The 16,421-nt window shown below is 33.2% G+C and carries 17 protein-coding genes; 5 read left to right on the top strand and 12 right to left on the bottom strand.

All coding sequences use genetic code 11. The features are described 5' to 3' along the window. Positions 1-12 precede the first annotated feature (12 nt). The 8 genes from KA893_RS08955 to KA893_RS08920 form a co-directional block, all read right to left on the bottom strand. Entirely contained in the window at positions 13-846 is an 834-nt protein-coding gene (locus KA893_RS08955; RefSeq protein ID WP_069821525.1) for an MBL fold metallo-hydrolase, read from the bottom strand. Positions 847-1,011: 165 nt separating this feature from the next. Then, the gene (locus KA893_RS08950; protein WP_002482584.1) at positions 1,012-1,617 is read right to left on the bottom strand and encodes an ATP-binding cassette domain-containing protein; all 606 of its coding nucleotides are present in this window, start codon (positions 1,615-1,617) and stop codon (positions 1,012-1,014) included. Then, on the bottom strand, positions 1,618-2,289 hold the full coding sequence (modB, locus tag KA893_RS08945) for a molybdate ABC transporter permease subunit (RefSeq protein ID WP_002482583.1): 672 nt from the start codon (positions 2,287-2,289) through the stop codon (positions 1,618-1,620). Positions 2,290-2,301: 12 nt separating this feature from the next. Continuing rightward, complete coding sequence (modA, locus tag KA893_RS08940) at positions 2,302-3,084, bottom strand: molybdate ABC transporter substrate-binding protein (RefSeq protein ID WP_037537991.1); 783 nt, start codon at positions 3,082-3,084, stop codon at positions 2,302-2,304. Between the two features lie 198 nt (positions 3,085-3,282). Beyond that, positions 3,283-4,773, bottom strand: a complete 1,491-nt coding sequence (gene galT / locus KA893_RS08935) for a UDP-glucose--hexose-1-phosphate uridylyltransferase (protein WP_210125747.1) — start codon at positions 4,771-4,773, stop codon at positions 3,283-3,285. Positions 4,774-4,776: 3 nt separating this feature from the next. Next, positions 4,777-5,778, bottom strand: a complete 1,002-nt coding sequence (gene galE, locus KA893_RS08930) for a UDP-glucose 4-epimerase GalE (protein WP_129303597.1) — start codon at positions 5,776-5,778, stop codon at positions 4,777-4,779. 35 nt (positions 5,779-5,813) lie between these two features. Further along, positions 5,814-6,974, bottom strand: coding sequence for a galactokinase (locus KA893_RS08925; protein ID WP_011302569.1), 1,161 nt, complete (start codon positions 6,972-6,974; stop codon positions 5,814-5,816). A gap of 104 nt (positions 6,975-7,078) precedes the next feature. After that, entirely contained in the window at positions 7,079-8,083 is a 1,005-nt protein-coding gene (locus KA893_RS08920) for a LacI family DNA-binding transcriptional regulator (RefSeq protein WP_115338414.1), read from the bottom strand. A 206-nt stretch (positions 8,084-8,289) separates the two neighbouring features. Between KA893_RS08920 and fdhD the strand changes: the two genes are divergently transcribed. Continuing rightward, positions 8,290-9,087 (top strand): formate dehydrogenase accessory sulfurtransferase FdhD, encoded by a 798-nt coding sequence (fdhD, locus tag KA893_RS08915; RefSeq protein ID WP_002482577.1) that lies wholly within the window; start codon positions 8,290-8,292, stop codon positions 9,085-9,087. A 68-nt stretch (positions 9,088-9,155) separates the two neighbouring features. Here the strand turns inward: fdhD and KA893_RS08910 are convergent, their stop codons facing one another. The 4 genes from KA893_RS08910 to KA893_RS08895 all read right to left on the bottom strand — a co-directional run bounded on the left by KA893_RS08910 (position 9,156) and on the right by KA893_RS08895 (position 13,125). Continuing rightward, a complete protein-coding gene (locus tag KA893_RS08910; RefSeq protein WP_002482576.1) occupies positions 9,156-9,893 on the bottom strand; it encodes a GNAT family N-acetyltransferase in 738 nt (245 codons plus the stop codon). A 36-nt stretch (positions 9,894-9,929) separates the two neighbouring features. Then, on the bottom strand, positions 9,930-10,478 hold the full coding sequence (locus tag KA893_RS08905) for a biotin transporter BioY (RefSeq protein WP_011302565.1): 549 nt from the start codon (positions 10,476-10,478) through the stop codon (positions 9,930-9,932). Between the two features lie 397 nt (positions 10,479-10,875). Then, complete coding sequence (locus KA893_RS08900; protein ID WP_041079134.1) at positions 10,876-11,790, bottom strand: ABC transporter substrate-binding protein; 915 nt, start codon at positions 11,788-11,790, stop codon at positions 10,876-10,878. Positions 11,791-11,973: 183 nt separating this feature from the next. Further along, positions 11,974-13,125, bottom strand: a complete 1,152-nt coding sequence (locus tag KA893_RS08895; RefSeq protein WP_037537889.1) for an acyl-CoA dehydrogenase family protein — start codon at positions 13,123-13,125, stop codon at positions 11,974-11,976. A gap of 151 nt (positions 13,126-13,276) precedes the next feature. Between KA893_RS08895 and KA893_RS08890 the strand changes: the two genes are divergently transcribed. The 4 genes from KA893_RS08890 to KA893_RS08875 are packed head-to-tail and all read left to right on the top strand — an operon-like array spanning position 13,277 to position 16,272. Further along, positions 13,277-14,023, top strand: a complete 747-nt coding sequence (locus KA893_RS08890; RefSeq protein WP_069821529.1) for an amino acid ABC transporter ATP-binding protein — start codon at positions 13,277-13,279, stop codon at positions 14,021-14,023. Positions 14,024-14,049: 26 nt separating this feature from the next. Further along, positions 14,050-14,877 carry an amino acid ABC transporter substrate-binding protein gene (locus KA893_RS08885; protein WP_370874424.1) on the top strand — a complete coding sequence of 276 codons (828 nt, stop codon included), beginning with the start codon at positions 14,050-14,052 and terminating at the stop codon, positions 14,875-14,877. Then, positions 14,877-15,560 (top strand): amino acid ABC transporter permease, encoded by a 684-nt coding sequence (locus tag KA893_RS08880; protein ID WP_037537886.1) that lies wholly within the window; start codon positions 14,877-14,879, stop codon positions 15,558-15,560. The genes KA893_RS08885 and KA893_RS08880 overlap by 1 nt, the downstream gene beginning before the upstream one ends. Positions 15,561-15,573: 13 nt before the next feature. Then, positions 15,574-16,272 carry an amino acid ABC transporter permease gene (locus KA893_RS08875; RefSeq protein WP_210125745.1) on the top strand — a complete coding sequence of 233 codons (699 nt, stop codon included), beginning with the start codon at positions 15,574-15,576 and terminating at the stop codon, positions 16,270-16,272. Positions 16,273-16,421 lie beyond the last annotated feature (149 nt).

The raw sequence follows: 16,421 nt of genomic DNA, 5'->3' as shown, positions 1-16,421 counted from the left end.
TTGTTGCCATATTTATTCTATTGTAATTTGTAAACCATCGTAAGCAATGGTAGTCAACAATCCTTCCTCTTTTAATTGCTGTTCTAATTGTTCAATGTGTGTTTCATTTAAGTTTTCCGTTGCTTCTATGTGTGTAAAGTAAGTGTGTGTTGCATTGATTTCACGCGCGATAGTCACACTTTCTTGAAAAGTAATTTCACCTAACGCTGCTAGCATACCATTTTCGTGAATTCGTTCTTTGGTAACTGGATTAACTTCATTACTACCAAATGGTAAAATCGCAACATCAACGTTCTTCAATTTTTCTATTGGGTGATAACCTTTAATTTCATCCGGGATAATTAAAATGCGTAATGTGGATGTCGTAATATAAAATCCAAATGCAATGTCTTCTGCTAGCTGAATCCACTCTATAGTCGTTTCACCTATCTTTATTTGACCATTGTTAGGAATAATCTCTTTTTCAATTACACCTAAATCACCTAGATAGTTTAAATGATCCCAATGACCAAAATATTTTTTAAAATCATTTACATGTTGCTCTGTAAGGATTATTTTCGATTTTTTGGATTGTGGTACTTTATTTATAAAATCAAAATTTAATGTTTCCCAAATTCTTATACCCATCGTATGATCAGGATGCCAATGCGAATATATGCCATATTTTATATCATAAATTTCTGAACGGCGTAATTGATAAAATATATCCTCAGAAGTATCAATTAATAATTGGAGGTCATGTATATAAATAGCTGGTCCAGTTCTATGTATTGCTTGTAAATGTTGCGAATGGGACTTATAAAGTGACGGAAACCCACCTGCTGTTCCTAAAAATTCTATCTTCATATATACACCCCTTCTAAAATAAAATGATGCTTATTATCATTTGAATTTATCAAAAAATACATTCATATTATAGATGTTTGTCTTATACTTTTAAAAAAACCTGTATAGCTATTATCTATGTCATACAGGTTTTTAAGTATTGAAGTTTATATTTGGAAAATGATTTTAGCCAATAGTGATGATTTCATGCGCTAGTGAGGTGGCCTCATAATTTGAATGTGTAACAAAGATAATAGAAATTTGCCACTTTTCAAATATACGTTGCACAAGTTGGATACTTTCATGCTTAGTCGAATCGTCTAGACTTGAAAATGGTTCATCTAACAGAATCAAGTCTGGCTTTGTACTCAGTGTTCTAGCTAAAGCCACGCGTTGTGCTTCTCCACCTGATAAACGCATAGGATATTGATCTTTTAGGTGATCAATATTTAGTTGTTTCATCAATTTATCGATATGATCAGAAGGTTGTGCCATGAAAGTAATATTTTGATAGACATTCATGTTAGGAAAAAGTTGGTAATCTTGGAAAAGATAGCCAATATTTCTTTTTTGAATTTTCACATCAATCGCATGTGCTGAATCTGAAATAATACGTTTATTCACTTGTATAAATGCGTTGTCAGGTTGCCTTAAACCCGCTATCATATTTAATATTGTCGTCTTGCCAATACCGGAGGGCCCTTTAATTGCATATATCTTTGGTTTATCATCATTAATTTGTATGCTTAATGGTGTTGCTTTAAGCTGATGTGTCAGATGTATATGTAACAATTAATCTACCTCCCGATAACGATCTTTATTTAATAAATTAATTGTACCTATAACAGTTATCGCAAATGCTACCAATACAATCACCCATAACCATGCTTGATTTTCCTTACCTTGTTCAACCAAGAAATAAATCTCTAATGGTAATGTATTTGTCTTGTTTGGAATATAGCCAGCCACCATAAGCGTAGCGCCAAATTCACCAATTGCTCTTGCAAAGCTCATCATTACACCAGATAATATTGCACGTTTAGATAGCGGTAGAATTAATTTAAAAAATATTTTACTTTCACTGGCTCCCATTGTCCTAGCTGTATTTAGCATCTTATGATCTATACTGCGGAAACCTTGTACAGTATGTTGGTACATCAATGGAAAACTGACGATCACAGAGGCAATGACTGCACCAGTCAATGTAAACACTACGGGTAAGTGTAATACATTAGCAAAAAATGCCCCAATATAACTTCTTGGTGAAAACACTATGAGCAAGATGAACCCCATCACAGTCGGTGGTAAAACAATAGGTAAGACTATGATACTTTCTAAGATTCTAGCAATGATACCATGGCGTCTATATAACCATTTTGAAATGACTACGCCAATTAAAGTTACTATGATAGTACTTATAACGGCTACTTTAAGTGATATCCAAAATGGTGTAATATCTGGCATTGCTAAATCCTCCTATGCATCAAATTGATATTTTTTCAAAATATCTTTGGCCTTATCTGTTTTTAAGAAATCTATCCATTCTTTCGCTAACTTTTTATCTGTTGTAGTAGCTGCTTTATAAGTAATTGGTTTTTTCAAATCGGCTGTATTGATTTCTTTCACTTTACTACTACCATTTTGTTGTGATTGATATAAATCTGTTTTATACACATAACCTAATTGTGCATTACCTTTTTCAACATAGTTTAATACTTGACGCACATCTTTGGCATAAACTAAATTTGGTTTCACTTTATCGAATAAATGATTATCTTTTAAATATTGCTCAGCATATTTACCTGCAGGTACTGATTTTGCTTCACCAATGGCTAACTTATCATCGCCTTGTATATCAGTTACCGAATGATAGTTGCTATCTTTTTCACCAATTAATACTAGTTGGTTTTTAGCATACTCATATGTATTTTGTGCTTTGTCTTTATCAACTAGTCCGTCCACATCTTTTGTATTTGCAGACATAAATACATCTACTGGTGCACCTTTTTCTATTTGTTGTCTTAAAGCACCTGAACCACCATAATTAAAAGAAACGTCTACATCTTTATGATCTTTTTTAAAAGCTTTTTCTAAATCCTTAGTGACATCCGTTAGACTTGCTGCTGCAGAAACATGTAATTCTTGTTTTGCTTTTTCATCGCTTTTCGTTTTACTATTATCCTTATTATCACCATTTGAACATCCTGCTAACACAAGACATAAAACAATAAATGAAATAATTAAATATTTAAATTTAATTTTCAAAATAATCACTCCTATTTTCTTTTATTATATGCTTGTAATCAAGAAAATAAAAGAGCGGAGTGAAGAAATCAATGAGTCCAGTTTGATTTCTTCACTCCGCCTTGAGACAAAAATATTTTCAGTTTATAACATGTCATAAAATATAGCGCGTTTTTAAACATAGCCTAATCAATTCGACATGCGCTGCTTTTATTATAAATGTTTGATAAAGCGTTTAAATGCTTGGCGTCCAGTATCGGTATTTTTAAAAACACCTGCATCTTCTAACACACGTTTAAATTTATAACCGACTTCTTTATCAACGATGTCGTCAACATTTTGTTTATTGATATCATAAGTGCGCTTCATATTTTCAGCCCATTGTTGGTGCATACCGAAATCTAATTGGTTATCACCCACAAGATACGTTTTTACTTGTTGTAATTCCTCTTTTAAGCGCCCTGGTAATATCGCCGTACCCATCACTTCTATTAAACCGATGTTCTCTTTTTTAATATGTTGTACATCCTCATGTGGATGGAATATGCCATCTGGAAATGCTTCGGAAGTTTGATTATCTCTTAAAACGATATCTAATTCATATTGTGATTGTCTATAACGTGCAATCGGTGTTACAGTATGATGTCTTTCACCATCATTACTAAATGCCCTTACATCTATCGTTTCATCTGAGTATTGATTCCACGTATTCATCACATATGTTGCTGCATTAATTAATTCATCGCGATTTTCGCTTTTTAATCGAATCACACTCATTGGCCAATTCAATGTACTCGCTGTTACCGATGAAAATTCATTCATTGTAAACCGCTCTATTTCTGCCGCATTATCCATAGGAAATACATGTTTGCCAGCCTGATAATGATTATGTGATAAAATCGATCCACCAACTAATGGAATGTCTGCATTAGATCCAATAAAATAATGTGGAAATTGTTCAATAAACGCTAACAAATTAACAAATGTTTGTTTATTAATTTCCATAGGCACATGATGTTCAGATAACACAATGCTATGCTCTGGAAAATAAGCATATGGTGAATATTGGAATCCCCACGACTTTCCGTCTAATTTCAATCGTATAATACGATGATTCGTACGAGCTGCTTGTGTAACCGAACCTTGGTAGCCTTCATTTTCAATACATAGTGCACATTTAGGATAATGTTTAGCTGGTTCAGCTTTAGCTTTCGCAATTTGCTTTGCATCTTTTTCAGGTTTAGATAAATTGATTGTAATTTCAATATCACCGTATTCTGTTTCTACTTCATAATTAATATTATTAGCAATAGCATCTTCTTTTACATAATGATTCCGTTTAGTTATTTCATAAAAATAATTAGTAGCTGTTTCCGGTGATTTTTTATAGGCTTCTACAAAATTTCGATTAATAACTGAAGGTCGAGGTGTTATTAAATCTAATATTTGTGCTTCAACGATTTCTTTTTTATATAATGCATCTTCTAGGCAGTTTTCATTAACTGCTTGTTCAATCCAATACTGAGCAATCGCATTTGCAGTGGCATCTTGGTTTAGTGGTGATTCATTATCAACATCAATACCTATTGCATTTAAAATTCGGAGCAGTTGATTTTGAATATAAATGTTATCTTCTTGTTCATAATCACCAAATGCAATTGCCTGTGTGACAAATTGCTGTACTAATTGTTGATTTAATAACATGCCTTATACCTCCGTATCTTCTTGATAACCGTTTGGATGTTGATTATGCCAGCGCCAAGCTGAATCAATAATGACATGTATATTATCATGTTTTGGTTTCCAACCAAGTATTGATTGTGCTTTATCACTTGATGCAACTAATTTACTAGGGTCTCCAGCTCTTCTAGGTCCAACCTTCGCTTCAATTGGTTTGTTTGTCACCTTTCGAGCCGCTTCTAATATCTCAAATACTGAGTACCCTTGACTACTTCCTAAATTAAATGCGCCAGATTCCCCACCATTTTGTAAATGTTGGTAAGCTAAAATATGTGCATCTATTAAGTCGACAACGTGAAGGTAGTCACGAATACATGAACCATCTTCCGTATCATAGTCATCACCAAATATCGTTAATGCTTCTCTTTGTCCCAATGCAACTTGTAATACAATTGGCACTAAATGCGTCTCTGGACGGTGGTCTTCACCTATAGTGCCCTCTTCTTTTGCACCCGCTACATTAAAGTAACGCAAGGCTGCATAATTAACACCGTAAGCATTGTGACTCCAATGCATCATTTTTTCCATCATTAACTTACTTTCACCATAAGGACTCGTCGGTGTTTTAGAATCTGCTTCAGTAATAGGCACTGTATCTGGTTCTCCATATACTGCTGCAGTTGAGGAAAAGATAATATGTTTTACTTGATGATCATACATGACTTCTAATAACACTTGTAAACCATTCACATTATTGTTGAAATACGCTAACGGTTTCTCAACAGATTCACCTACTAACGAATATGCACAGAAATGGAAGACACCTTCTATTGTTTCAGTTGTAAACACCTGATCTAAAAATGGCTTATCACGTATATCGCCTTCATAAAATCGTGCATCTTTATTTACAGCTGCACGATGACCTGTCCCTAAATTATCTACAACAACGACGTCGTAACCTCTACTTATTAATTGATCCACCGCATGACTACCAATATATCCAGCGCCACCTAATACTAAAACAGACATATTCAAAATCCTTTCTTTTAATCATTTTGTATTGCTTACAAAGCCTTAACGCCATCACTTATACCCACATGATAAAACGAAGGTGCATAACCAATTTTATCAATATATGCTTTTGATACTTCATCTTCTAACTTCTGTATACTATTTTTATCCACTAAAGCAATGGCACATCCTGCAAAACCAGCACCTGTCATTCTTGCGCCTAATACACCCTCTACTTGCTGAGCTGTTTCAGCTAAGGTATCTAATTCAATACCTGTAACTTCGTAGTCTTCTTTTAATGATTTGTGTGATGCATTGAGTAATTGCCCAAATTGTTCAAAGTTATTATCAGCCAATGCTTTATGTGCAAGCTTCGTTCTCTCATTTTCTGAAATCGCGTGTTTGGCACGTCTACATACGACCTCATCAGTAATAAGTGATTGGTACTTCTCAAATTGCGCTAAAGATAATTCACCTAAAGATGTGATTTCTAATTGCTGCTGTAATTGTGAGAGTGCGTTTTCACACTCAGATCTACGTTCATTATATTTACTTTCAGTTAGTGAACGTCTTTTATTTGTATTCATAATTGAGATGACATAATCTCCAAATTTAGCAGGTACATAGTCAAAATCAAGTGTAGCGGTGTCTAATAATATGGCATGCTCTGCTTTACCCATACCAATAATAAATTGGTCCATTATACCTGAATTCACACCCATAAATTTATTTTCAACGACTTGTCCTAATTTAATTAACTGTAAGCGCTCTAAATGCAAATTAAATAATTGTTTAATTAGCCAGCCAGTTAGTAATTCAATAGAAGCTGATGACGATAAACTCGCACCATTCGGTATATTTCCTTCAACTAAAATATTGAATCCTTGATTGATATCATTAAATTCTTCTTTTAAATATTTAACGACACCCTTAGGGTAGTTTGCCCAATCGTGTTGCTCATTAAATTCAAGTTCATCTAATGTAAAAGATACAATACCTGTATCTTCAAAATTATTTGAATATAATTGAATGATACGATCCGTTCTTTTAGATGCTAAACCATATGTCCCCAGTTCTATTGCAGCTGGAAATACATAACCACCGTTATAATCAGTATGTTCCCCAATTAGATTAATTCGTCCCGGTGCAAACGCCCTCACATCTGCTTTTACATCAAATAAAGATTCAAACTTTTTGTGCATTTCCTGTAACATAAGCTTGCCACTCCTTTTTCTAAACCATCTCACATACCTATCGGCCCTTTAGTAAACACAATTAAAGTTTACTTGTTTACTAAATGTTTTGTCAATAAAGTTAACTATACTTTAAATGTGTTTCTTGCTTTGAGTTTCGCTTCTACAACAACATGAATTGCGATTTGCCTTGTGTTATTGATACGTTCTTCTGCCATTCTGACAGCAGTTCTCCCAAATTCATCGACAGGAATATGCACGCTACTAATTGAAGGCACTGCATATTGAATCACTTCTAAATCATTAAAACTAATTAATTTCACTTCTTCAGGGATTGCTTTTTTATTTAGTTGCAATTGTTGTAAAATACCGATTGCAATCATATCGTTGCCAGCAATAAATACTTGAGGAAACGCATGATCACTTTCTAAATAAACTTTCACTGCATCCTCTCCCTGTGTTTTTCCCCATCCATTGAGTAACACTATTTCTTCGACGTCATGTTTTTCACACCATGATTGATATGCTTGGTATCTAACATCTGCTGCGTTAGTAGTTGTTATACCATTCAACTCTCGTATTGTATGGTGCCCACCAATATATGCAATTTTCGTTAGACCTTTATCTAAAATGCGATTAAGCAGTTCTGTCATTGCATCATCCAAATCAGAATACACAGCATCAATAGATTTAGGTGTATTTGGATTATTAATGACCACCATGTTAGCGTTGTGCGTTTTCAATTTGTTCAATGCATCTACAGAAAAATTCCCAATTACAATAATGGCGCCTGCATTTTCAATTTTGTTTAAATCGATATGATCTTGTTGCCCATCAATTCTAATTGTTCGCTTAAGGGATAAGTTTAATCTTTTAACTTCTGCTTCTATCGCTAATCGGATTTCTCTATAATATGGATCCGACATTTCTTTCTCTCGAGAAGCGTATGTAATAATTTGGATACGTTTATTTTTTCTAGTAACTTTTTCGTATTGTAACGCTTGTGCGATTTGATTTATGCGTGTCCGCGTTTCTTTAGCAACGGATAAAGTTGGATCATTGTTTAAAACACGTGAAACAGTACCTGGACTTACTTCAGCTTGACGTGCAATATCCCTAATACTTGCCATTCATGTATCACCTCTATTAGTATTGTTTACCTTAAGTTTACTTCTCACTTTATGTTAAATCAATTGTGACGTAACTAAATCTGATTAATCGTTAAAAGCAACTTATAAACAGAATCGTGTAATGATAATACCTTTATAAACCGAATCATTTTTTTACAACTAAAAATAAGCTAAAATAATAATAGAATATGAAATGAGGTGCTTGTATGCATGAAGATGTTTTGACAAATCAAACAATTGTACGCTTTGAAGATGGTAAACTGATAGAAAAAAAAGATCACTATGTTACTGAATTTCCATTAACTATTATGGTGAATGGTGAAGAATTTGCTACAGTTATTTGTAGTCCAAATCATATGGAAGAACTTACACTTGGTTTTTTAGCTTCTGAAGGTGCTATATTAAGAAGCGATGATTTAAAGTCTATTCAAATAGATGATAGTAAGGGGTTTGCGCACGTTGAGTTAACAAAATCCTTAGGAGAACGCTTCGAGTATTCTACTAAACGCATGATTGCATCCTGTTGTGGTAAAAGCAGAGAATTTTATTTTCAAAATGATGCAGCAGTAGCAAAGACGTCAATGTCAAATATTGAATTAAATCCTCAACAAGTACTGAATATGATGACACGTTTACAAAGCGCTAGTGAAGTATTCAAACAAACAGGTGGTTTACACAATGCAGCCATTAGTGATGGAGATACGTTTTTCGAACATCGTCAAGATATCGGACGCCACAACGCACTGGATAAACTTTATGGTTACTGTATCGAAAGACATATACCAGTACGTAATAAAGTACTTATATTTAGTGGTAGAATCTCTTCTGAAATATTAATTAAAGCCGCTAAAATCGGTGTGGGCGTTATTCTTTCTAAATCCGCGCCAACCACGCTAGCCATAACACTCGCACAAGATTTAAATATTACAGCCATTGGTTTTATTAGAGAAGGAAATTTTAATATTTATAGTCACCCTGAACGCATAAAAATAGCGGAGATGTAATTAGTTGATAAATCAACAAACTACGTCTCCGCTTTACTCCTATTATAATAGTATCGTTTGATATTATTTTAAATATGCTCTTTTAGTATTTGATAACAGTAGCTAATAAAGATATAACCTTGCTTTATATACATATCTTTCGCGCTATCCTCACCATCAGCTATCAATATTATCGTTTTGTCTTTCGCAATCTGTGCTACAAATGATTGCATCACACTGCCTATGCCTTGCCTTTGATATTCATCCAACACGCCAAATCCATCTATTTCCATCGCCGATGCGGACACAATTAAATCTAATATACCTACTGGGACTTCACCCTTATATGCTAATATTCTCAATTTATTTTCTTGTGGAAATTGATTACGAATCATCTGTATACTTTCTTGTGCATATGCTAGCCCATACGGTTCAGCAAACCTACGATAAATAGCTATATAATCTTCAAGTGTTTCATCGTTCACGATTGTAACATCTATTTCTGAGTTTATAGCTTGATGGATATGCTGAGGTTCGATAGCGTAAAGCTCCATAATCCCTAACTCAAATTCTAATGCTTTTATTTCATCCAACCATTGTTGATCTAGGTGCTCATTTTCAGGAAAAGTAAATGCAAGGTGGGAAGATCCTTGTTGTTTATGCATAAATTGTTGGTAAGCCATATCTAATTTCCAAGAATTAAGCGTAGGCATTCGCTTATATATCCATTTGTTTGTATCATATACTAACGGTTCCTCAGGTGTTAAATAAATGGTTTTACTATTATCATCTTGATAAACCGTGCCTTGTTGAAAAATATCATTCATAGAAATGACCAATTTATACACCTTCCCTATATGTTTTTACTTCATTAATTGTTTGAATTGACTATGGTTTAACATTGTATTGCCTATTAAACTCGCAATAATCGCTTTTAATAAATCTCCAGGCATAAAGACGAATGAAAGCATTACTGACTTAGATATTGGTAAATGTGTTATCCACCCCATAATGATAGTGCCTACAATATCCAACAGTAATACACCGAACACAATTGTTGTACCTAATAATACAACAAAATTCATTTTATTAAAATATAAATCTCTCACTAAACCAATCAGGTATGTAATCACTGGATACATAAATAAAAAACCTGCTGAAGGTCCTGCAAATACACCAATACCGCCACGGCCGCCAGATAATAATGGTAGACCTGTTGCTACTAGTAATAGTAAAACAATGACACTTAAAGTCCCATATTTACGTCCAAGAAGTATCGCTGCTAGAAATATACCTATATTTTGTAAAACAATGGGTACTGGCATTACCGGCAATGGTATCGCAGGCACAAAGCCTAGTACCGCTATCATTGCTGTCATCAATGCTGTATATACTAATCTTTTTGTTGTCATAGTTATTCCTCCTCGATGAAGAAATTATATCACGAATGTAAACTTTAAAAAATAAAAAGTTTACATTAGGTTGCATTTTTAGTATTTTAACCATTAAATCATCACAAGCATAAGACCACATAAACTCTTTAATAAAATAAATATATTGCACCCATTTTATAACATGCTGATGTTTAATATCATATTATGAATGAAAAACTACATATTTATACCTTACCCTTAGCATATACATGCAGCGCCTTCCTCTTTGAAACTATAAAAATAGCTATGAAAAAATCTATTGTAAAGATTTCTTCATAGCTAATCTTAGAATGTTTTAAAAATGAGTCTTTCTGTCCTAAAGCACTTATTATTTACTACATACAATCAAATTGATTTAGCGTACTGATAATTTAGTTTAATTGTTTAAAAATTTTTCTTTTAAATCTTTTCTCATAAATTCTAATGTGTATGGATCATTGTACCAATATGTCTCAGCTTGAACTTTAATTACATGATCTTGTTGTACCGCTGGAATATTATTCCATAAGTCTGTTTTTTCATAAGCAGGTGTTGATTTACCTTCACTTGTTGAAACAATATAGTCGCCGGCATAATAAGCAATTTTTTCTTGTTTAACTTCTGCCCATCCTTCTTTTTTAACTAAATCATTTAGTTTATCAGGTATCTTCAGACCAAATGCTTGATATAATACTTCGCCACCACGACCCCAGTTAGGACCATAGCTATATAGTTTTTTATCAAATTCATCAAAGATTGAAACAGTAGCATCTTCGCCTATTTTATCTTTTATTTCTTGTCCATCTTTTTTAGTTTGTGATTTCCATTTATCTTCCCAAGATTTTACTTCATCTTCTTTACCTAATAATTTCCCTAATTCTCTTTGTTGATCTAAATACTTATGTTTACCATAGTCATACACAACTGTAGGTGCAATTTTTTCATATTTTTTAATATTTTTATCTGTTGAATAAACAACGATTAAATCAGGTTTTGTTTTTGCAACCTTTTCTACATCATTTTCCCCAATTTTTTCTACACCTTTAAATTTATCTTTAAGTAATTTGCTGTTATCGACTTGTTCATTTACTGCCACAATCTTACCACCAAGATATTTAATACCACCGGCATATGTAGGCGCCACAACGGCAATACGCTCTGGATTTTTAGGAATATCGATACTTTTTCCACTATCTAATTTATATGATTTTGTTTCTTCCTTTTTGTCGCTATTTGAGTCACTATCTGATTTATTACCACATGCGGCTAAAATAAGCATTAAAGCAAGTAACGGAAACAATAATTTTTTCATAATTCTCCTCCATTGAAAATGATTATCAGTACCAATTGATTATATAATGACTCTAGTAATTTTACAATAGTAAAAAGTCAATTTTTAGCTTTTTAAGTTATTAAAAAAATGCATTCAGACACTATGTCTAAATGCATTTTAATTACAACTATTAAATGAAACTTTCTCAAGTCTTTATACTTTCTAAAATCTATCTAATACACTCTTAGCAATATTAGTATATGCCATATCTTCCATTGGTGGATTGTGTAAACCTGCTCTCATATCTCGATAATAACGTTGTAACGGACGTTCCATTTCAAGGCTCTTAGCACCGACAATACGCATGGCAATATCAATTACTTCGAGTCCTTGATTCATGACTAACACCTTACTAGCAGATGTTTCATTCCATATAGCTTTATCTGAATGGGTATTTGAATATAATGACGCTGTACTCCATAAAAAGTGACGCGCAGATAATAGCAAGGATTCCATTTTGCCAATATTTTGCTGAACGGTTGTTATATCTCCTATCGTACCTTCTATACTATTAGGGCTATAAGTTTTAGCAAAGTCAACAGCATAATCTCGTGCTGCTTGCGCAATGCCTAAATAAGTACTTGGGATATGTAGAATCCAGCCGTTTGGTTTTTTACCACCAGCGCCTCTAATTTCTACAAAATTCTGTTCTGGTATTTGAACATCATTTAATATTAAATCGTGACTTTCTGTAGCTCTCATTCCTACCATATTCCAATTATCTGCAATTTCTACGCCTGGTGTATCCTTTTCTATAAGATAAAATCCTACTTGCTCAATCGTTTCATCATATGCACTCACAATAAAATGCGTGAGCCCCTTACTCATAGAAGTAAATGTTTTAACACCATTTAATATATAGCCATTTTCATTTTTAATTGCATTCGTAGCAGGTCTACCACCTCGTGTAGGACTCCCTGTTTCCGCTTCACTTACAGCTCTATTAACCAGTGCACCTTTTCTGATAGATTCCGCAAATTGATTTAACATGGATTCATCCCACATCTTTTGTTCATATAATTGACCCACAACACTAAGATGCCAGCCAATTGAAAGTGCCGTTGCACCATCAATAGAGCCTAAATAGGTTTGAATAATAACCATATCTTCAACTGAGGCACCTTCGCCACCGTATGCTTTAGGTAAAGTTAATAATGTATAACCTTCATTAACTAACCACTCAATATTTTCATATGGAAACCTAGAATGTTGATCATTATAGACTGCATGTGATCTAAATTTATCTTTTACTGTATTCAATTTTGCTATCCATTTTTCTTGAATATCTGTATGTATTAATGCAGAATCTTCCATTTTTTCCACCTCGTCCATTATATTTCTTTCTATATAAGTATAAGTTTAACACTCGATATGGCTTAAATAAAGGTTTCTACCCCAAATCCTTACTTTACCGATAAGATTTATTATGATAATTTATAATTATTGGTATATTGGGGGGACACATATGATTACAGTTAATCATCTTATACATAAATACAATGAGAATACGATACTGAATGACGTCAGTTTCTCACAGGATAAAGGTACAGTCACAGCTATTATCGGACCCAGTGGTTCTGGTAAAACAACACTCTTACGCACACTAAATGCACTTGCTTTAGCGAAATCAGGGACTATTACTATTGGGGATACAAGCTTTGATGCTTCTAAACATAATAAAAAAGATATATTCAAATTACGTCAAAAATCCGCGATGGTTTTTCAAAATTATAATCTTTTTAAAAATAAAACAATATTAGAAAATATTACTGTCGGTTTAAAATATGGGGAAAATTATAGCCATGCTGAAGCCAATGACATCGCACTGTCTTATTTAAATAGAATTGATTTATTAAAACAAAAAGATAAATATCCAAGTCAATTATCTGGTGGGCAAAGTCAACGTATCGGAATCATTCGTGCACTTGCCTTAAATCCTGATGTACTACTGCTTGATGAACCAACCTCAGCCTTGGATCCAGAATCTATACAAAGCGTACTCTCTCTAATCAAATCGATTGCCCAAGAAGGTATGACAATGGTCTTAGTTACTCACGAAATACAATTTGCAAAAGCAATCGCTGACCAAGTGCTATTTATTGATGATGGACACATTATTCATCGTGGTACACCACATGAAGTATTGGAAAACACTAAGTCAAAAAGAATCCAGCGTTTCTTAAATCATGTTGGCACGGAGCGTGATGTTTAATGCTACGACACAAAAAATATTTCTTCATGATGTTATGCGCTTTATGTTTCTTATTGTCTGCTTGTAATGCTACTCATAATGATGATACTTCATCACACAAAAAGGAAATTAAAGTCGCATTGTCAGCAGAAGTTAATCCACCCTACTTATACACTACGAAAAACAACGAATTTATTGGACTCGATATGGAATATATGAAATTACTTGAAAAAAAATTACCACAATATGATTTCAAATATGAAGTAGGCGAAGAAGAATCCAACTTGGTAGGCATTGGTGCTGGAAAGTTTGATATGGGGATTAACTGGTTCTTCAAAACACCTGAACGTGAAAAACAATTTCTATATCAAGATGAGCCATATAGTTATGCTTTACCTTTGCTCGTTGTTAACCGTGATAACAACGACATACATCATTTAGATGATTTACCAGGGAAAAATATTACACCAATGGCTCCTAGTGGTGGCTTGTATTCTATCTTATCTGAATATAATAAAAATCATACAGATAAGATTCAAGTCAATACGATACAAGAACCTTCGAATGGCGATAATTTAAAAATGGTTAGTCAGCAACGTCGAGACGCCATGCTTTTGAATTGGAACACTTATAAAGCCATACAATCTCAAGTCAAAGAAGATGTAAAAATCGGTGGTATTGTTAAAAAAGAACCATTACACATCGTTTACAATAAAAAGCATCAACAATTACATGATGACATTGACCAGGCTACGATTGAATTGAAGAAAGAAGGCAAACTACAAGCGCTTTCAAAAAAATATTTTGATATTAATGTCTTTGAAGATTTAGATGATATTAATAAGAAAAAATCACAATTGGAGGTGCATCGCTAATGCAATCAGTAAATTGGTTGGATTTATTATATCAAGTCTTGCAACAATTACCTTTGACATTATTGATGATTGTTTTATCGCTCATTTTTGCACTGATACTCGGTTTTATTTTAGCAACCATACGAATACAAAAAATTAAATTATTGTCACCTGTCGTCAAAGTCTATATTTCTTTTATTCGTAGCACACCTTTACTATTACAACTTTTCTTAGTTTATTTTGCTTTACCTCAGTTATTGTTGTTTGTACATATTGATATCAATCATTTCAGTAGATTATTTTTTGTGATTTTAGCTTTCACATTACACACTGGTGCTTATTTATCTGAAATTATTCGCGCAGGTTACCAATCTGTAGACTACCGACAAATTGAAGCAGGTTTATCCATAGGTTTAACATACCCTAGAATATTAAAAGAGATCATCTTACCACAAGCGCTGCGCAATAGTATTCCAAATTTAACAACACAAATCATCGAACTTGTAAAAGATACTTCTTTGGCTTTTACTATCGGAATCATCGACATGATGGGACAAGTCAAATTAATTATTGGTAATAATTATGGTTTAGGTATGTTAGAAGTATATATTGTCATTTCTGTTGTTTATTGGCTCATCGCTTTAATTATCCAAGGCGTATTTACAATCATTGATAAACGTGCCCAAAAACCATACCAAATTTAAGGAGGACAGACCTATGTCATTTATTTTTTATACTATATTTGAAGTACTCAAAGGCGTGCCAAATACAATCATGATTTCACTTGTTGCCATTATCATTGGTCTGTTCATTGGATTAATCTTCGCAATGATTCGCTTAAAACGTATACCTGTATTATCTCAGTTCATTATAATATACAATTCTTTTTTCAGAAGTACACCGCTGATCGTTCAGTTATTCATTGTCTATTATGGTCTACCAGCCTTTATTTTATTCTTAAACGAGCATTTGCAATGGCATATAAATCCTGATATTTTTTCTCCATTAATCATTGCATTTATTGTATTTTCATTACATGCTGTTGCCTACCTTTCAGAATCTATTAAAAGCGGATTGCAATCTGTCGATTATGAACAAATAGAAGCTGCACAATCTGTAGGGCTTACGAGATTTCATATATATAAAGAAATCGTGCTACCTCAAGCATTTGCTTATGCGTTACCTAATATTGAAAATCAATTCATCATTTTAATCAAAGGAACTTCCCTAGCGTTTGCAGTTCAAGTCACTGAAATTATGGCAGTCAGTCACATTATTGCCAATGAAGGATACCGTTTCATAACAGTCTACACTGTTGCTGCAATGTTTTATTGGTTATTAGCAATGATTTTAGAATATATATTTAATAAAATGGAAACAAGCTCATTACGTTATATGCAAACGAATGCGTCATAAAATTTTTATTCCAGAAGTTATATTAAAACGCGCCAGTTGAAATTCGAACATTCAACCGGCGCGTTTTTATTTTATAAGTATACATAACAAATGCTAGATTTTCGTCAATAATTATCTACTACTTGTTACAGATGAATGATTACTAGTTA

Origin of the sequence: Staphylococcus sp. GDY8P126P (assembly GCF_017891965.1) — a bacterium.
Classification (GTDB): Bacteria; Bacillota; Bacilli; order Staphylococcales; family Staphylococcaceae; genus Staphylococcus; species Staphylococcus saprophyticus.
Note: the sequence above shows the minus strand (reverse complement) of the source record. Positions and strands in the feature narration are given on the sequence as shown.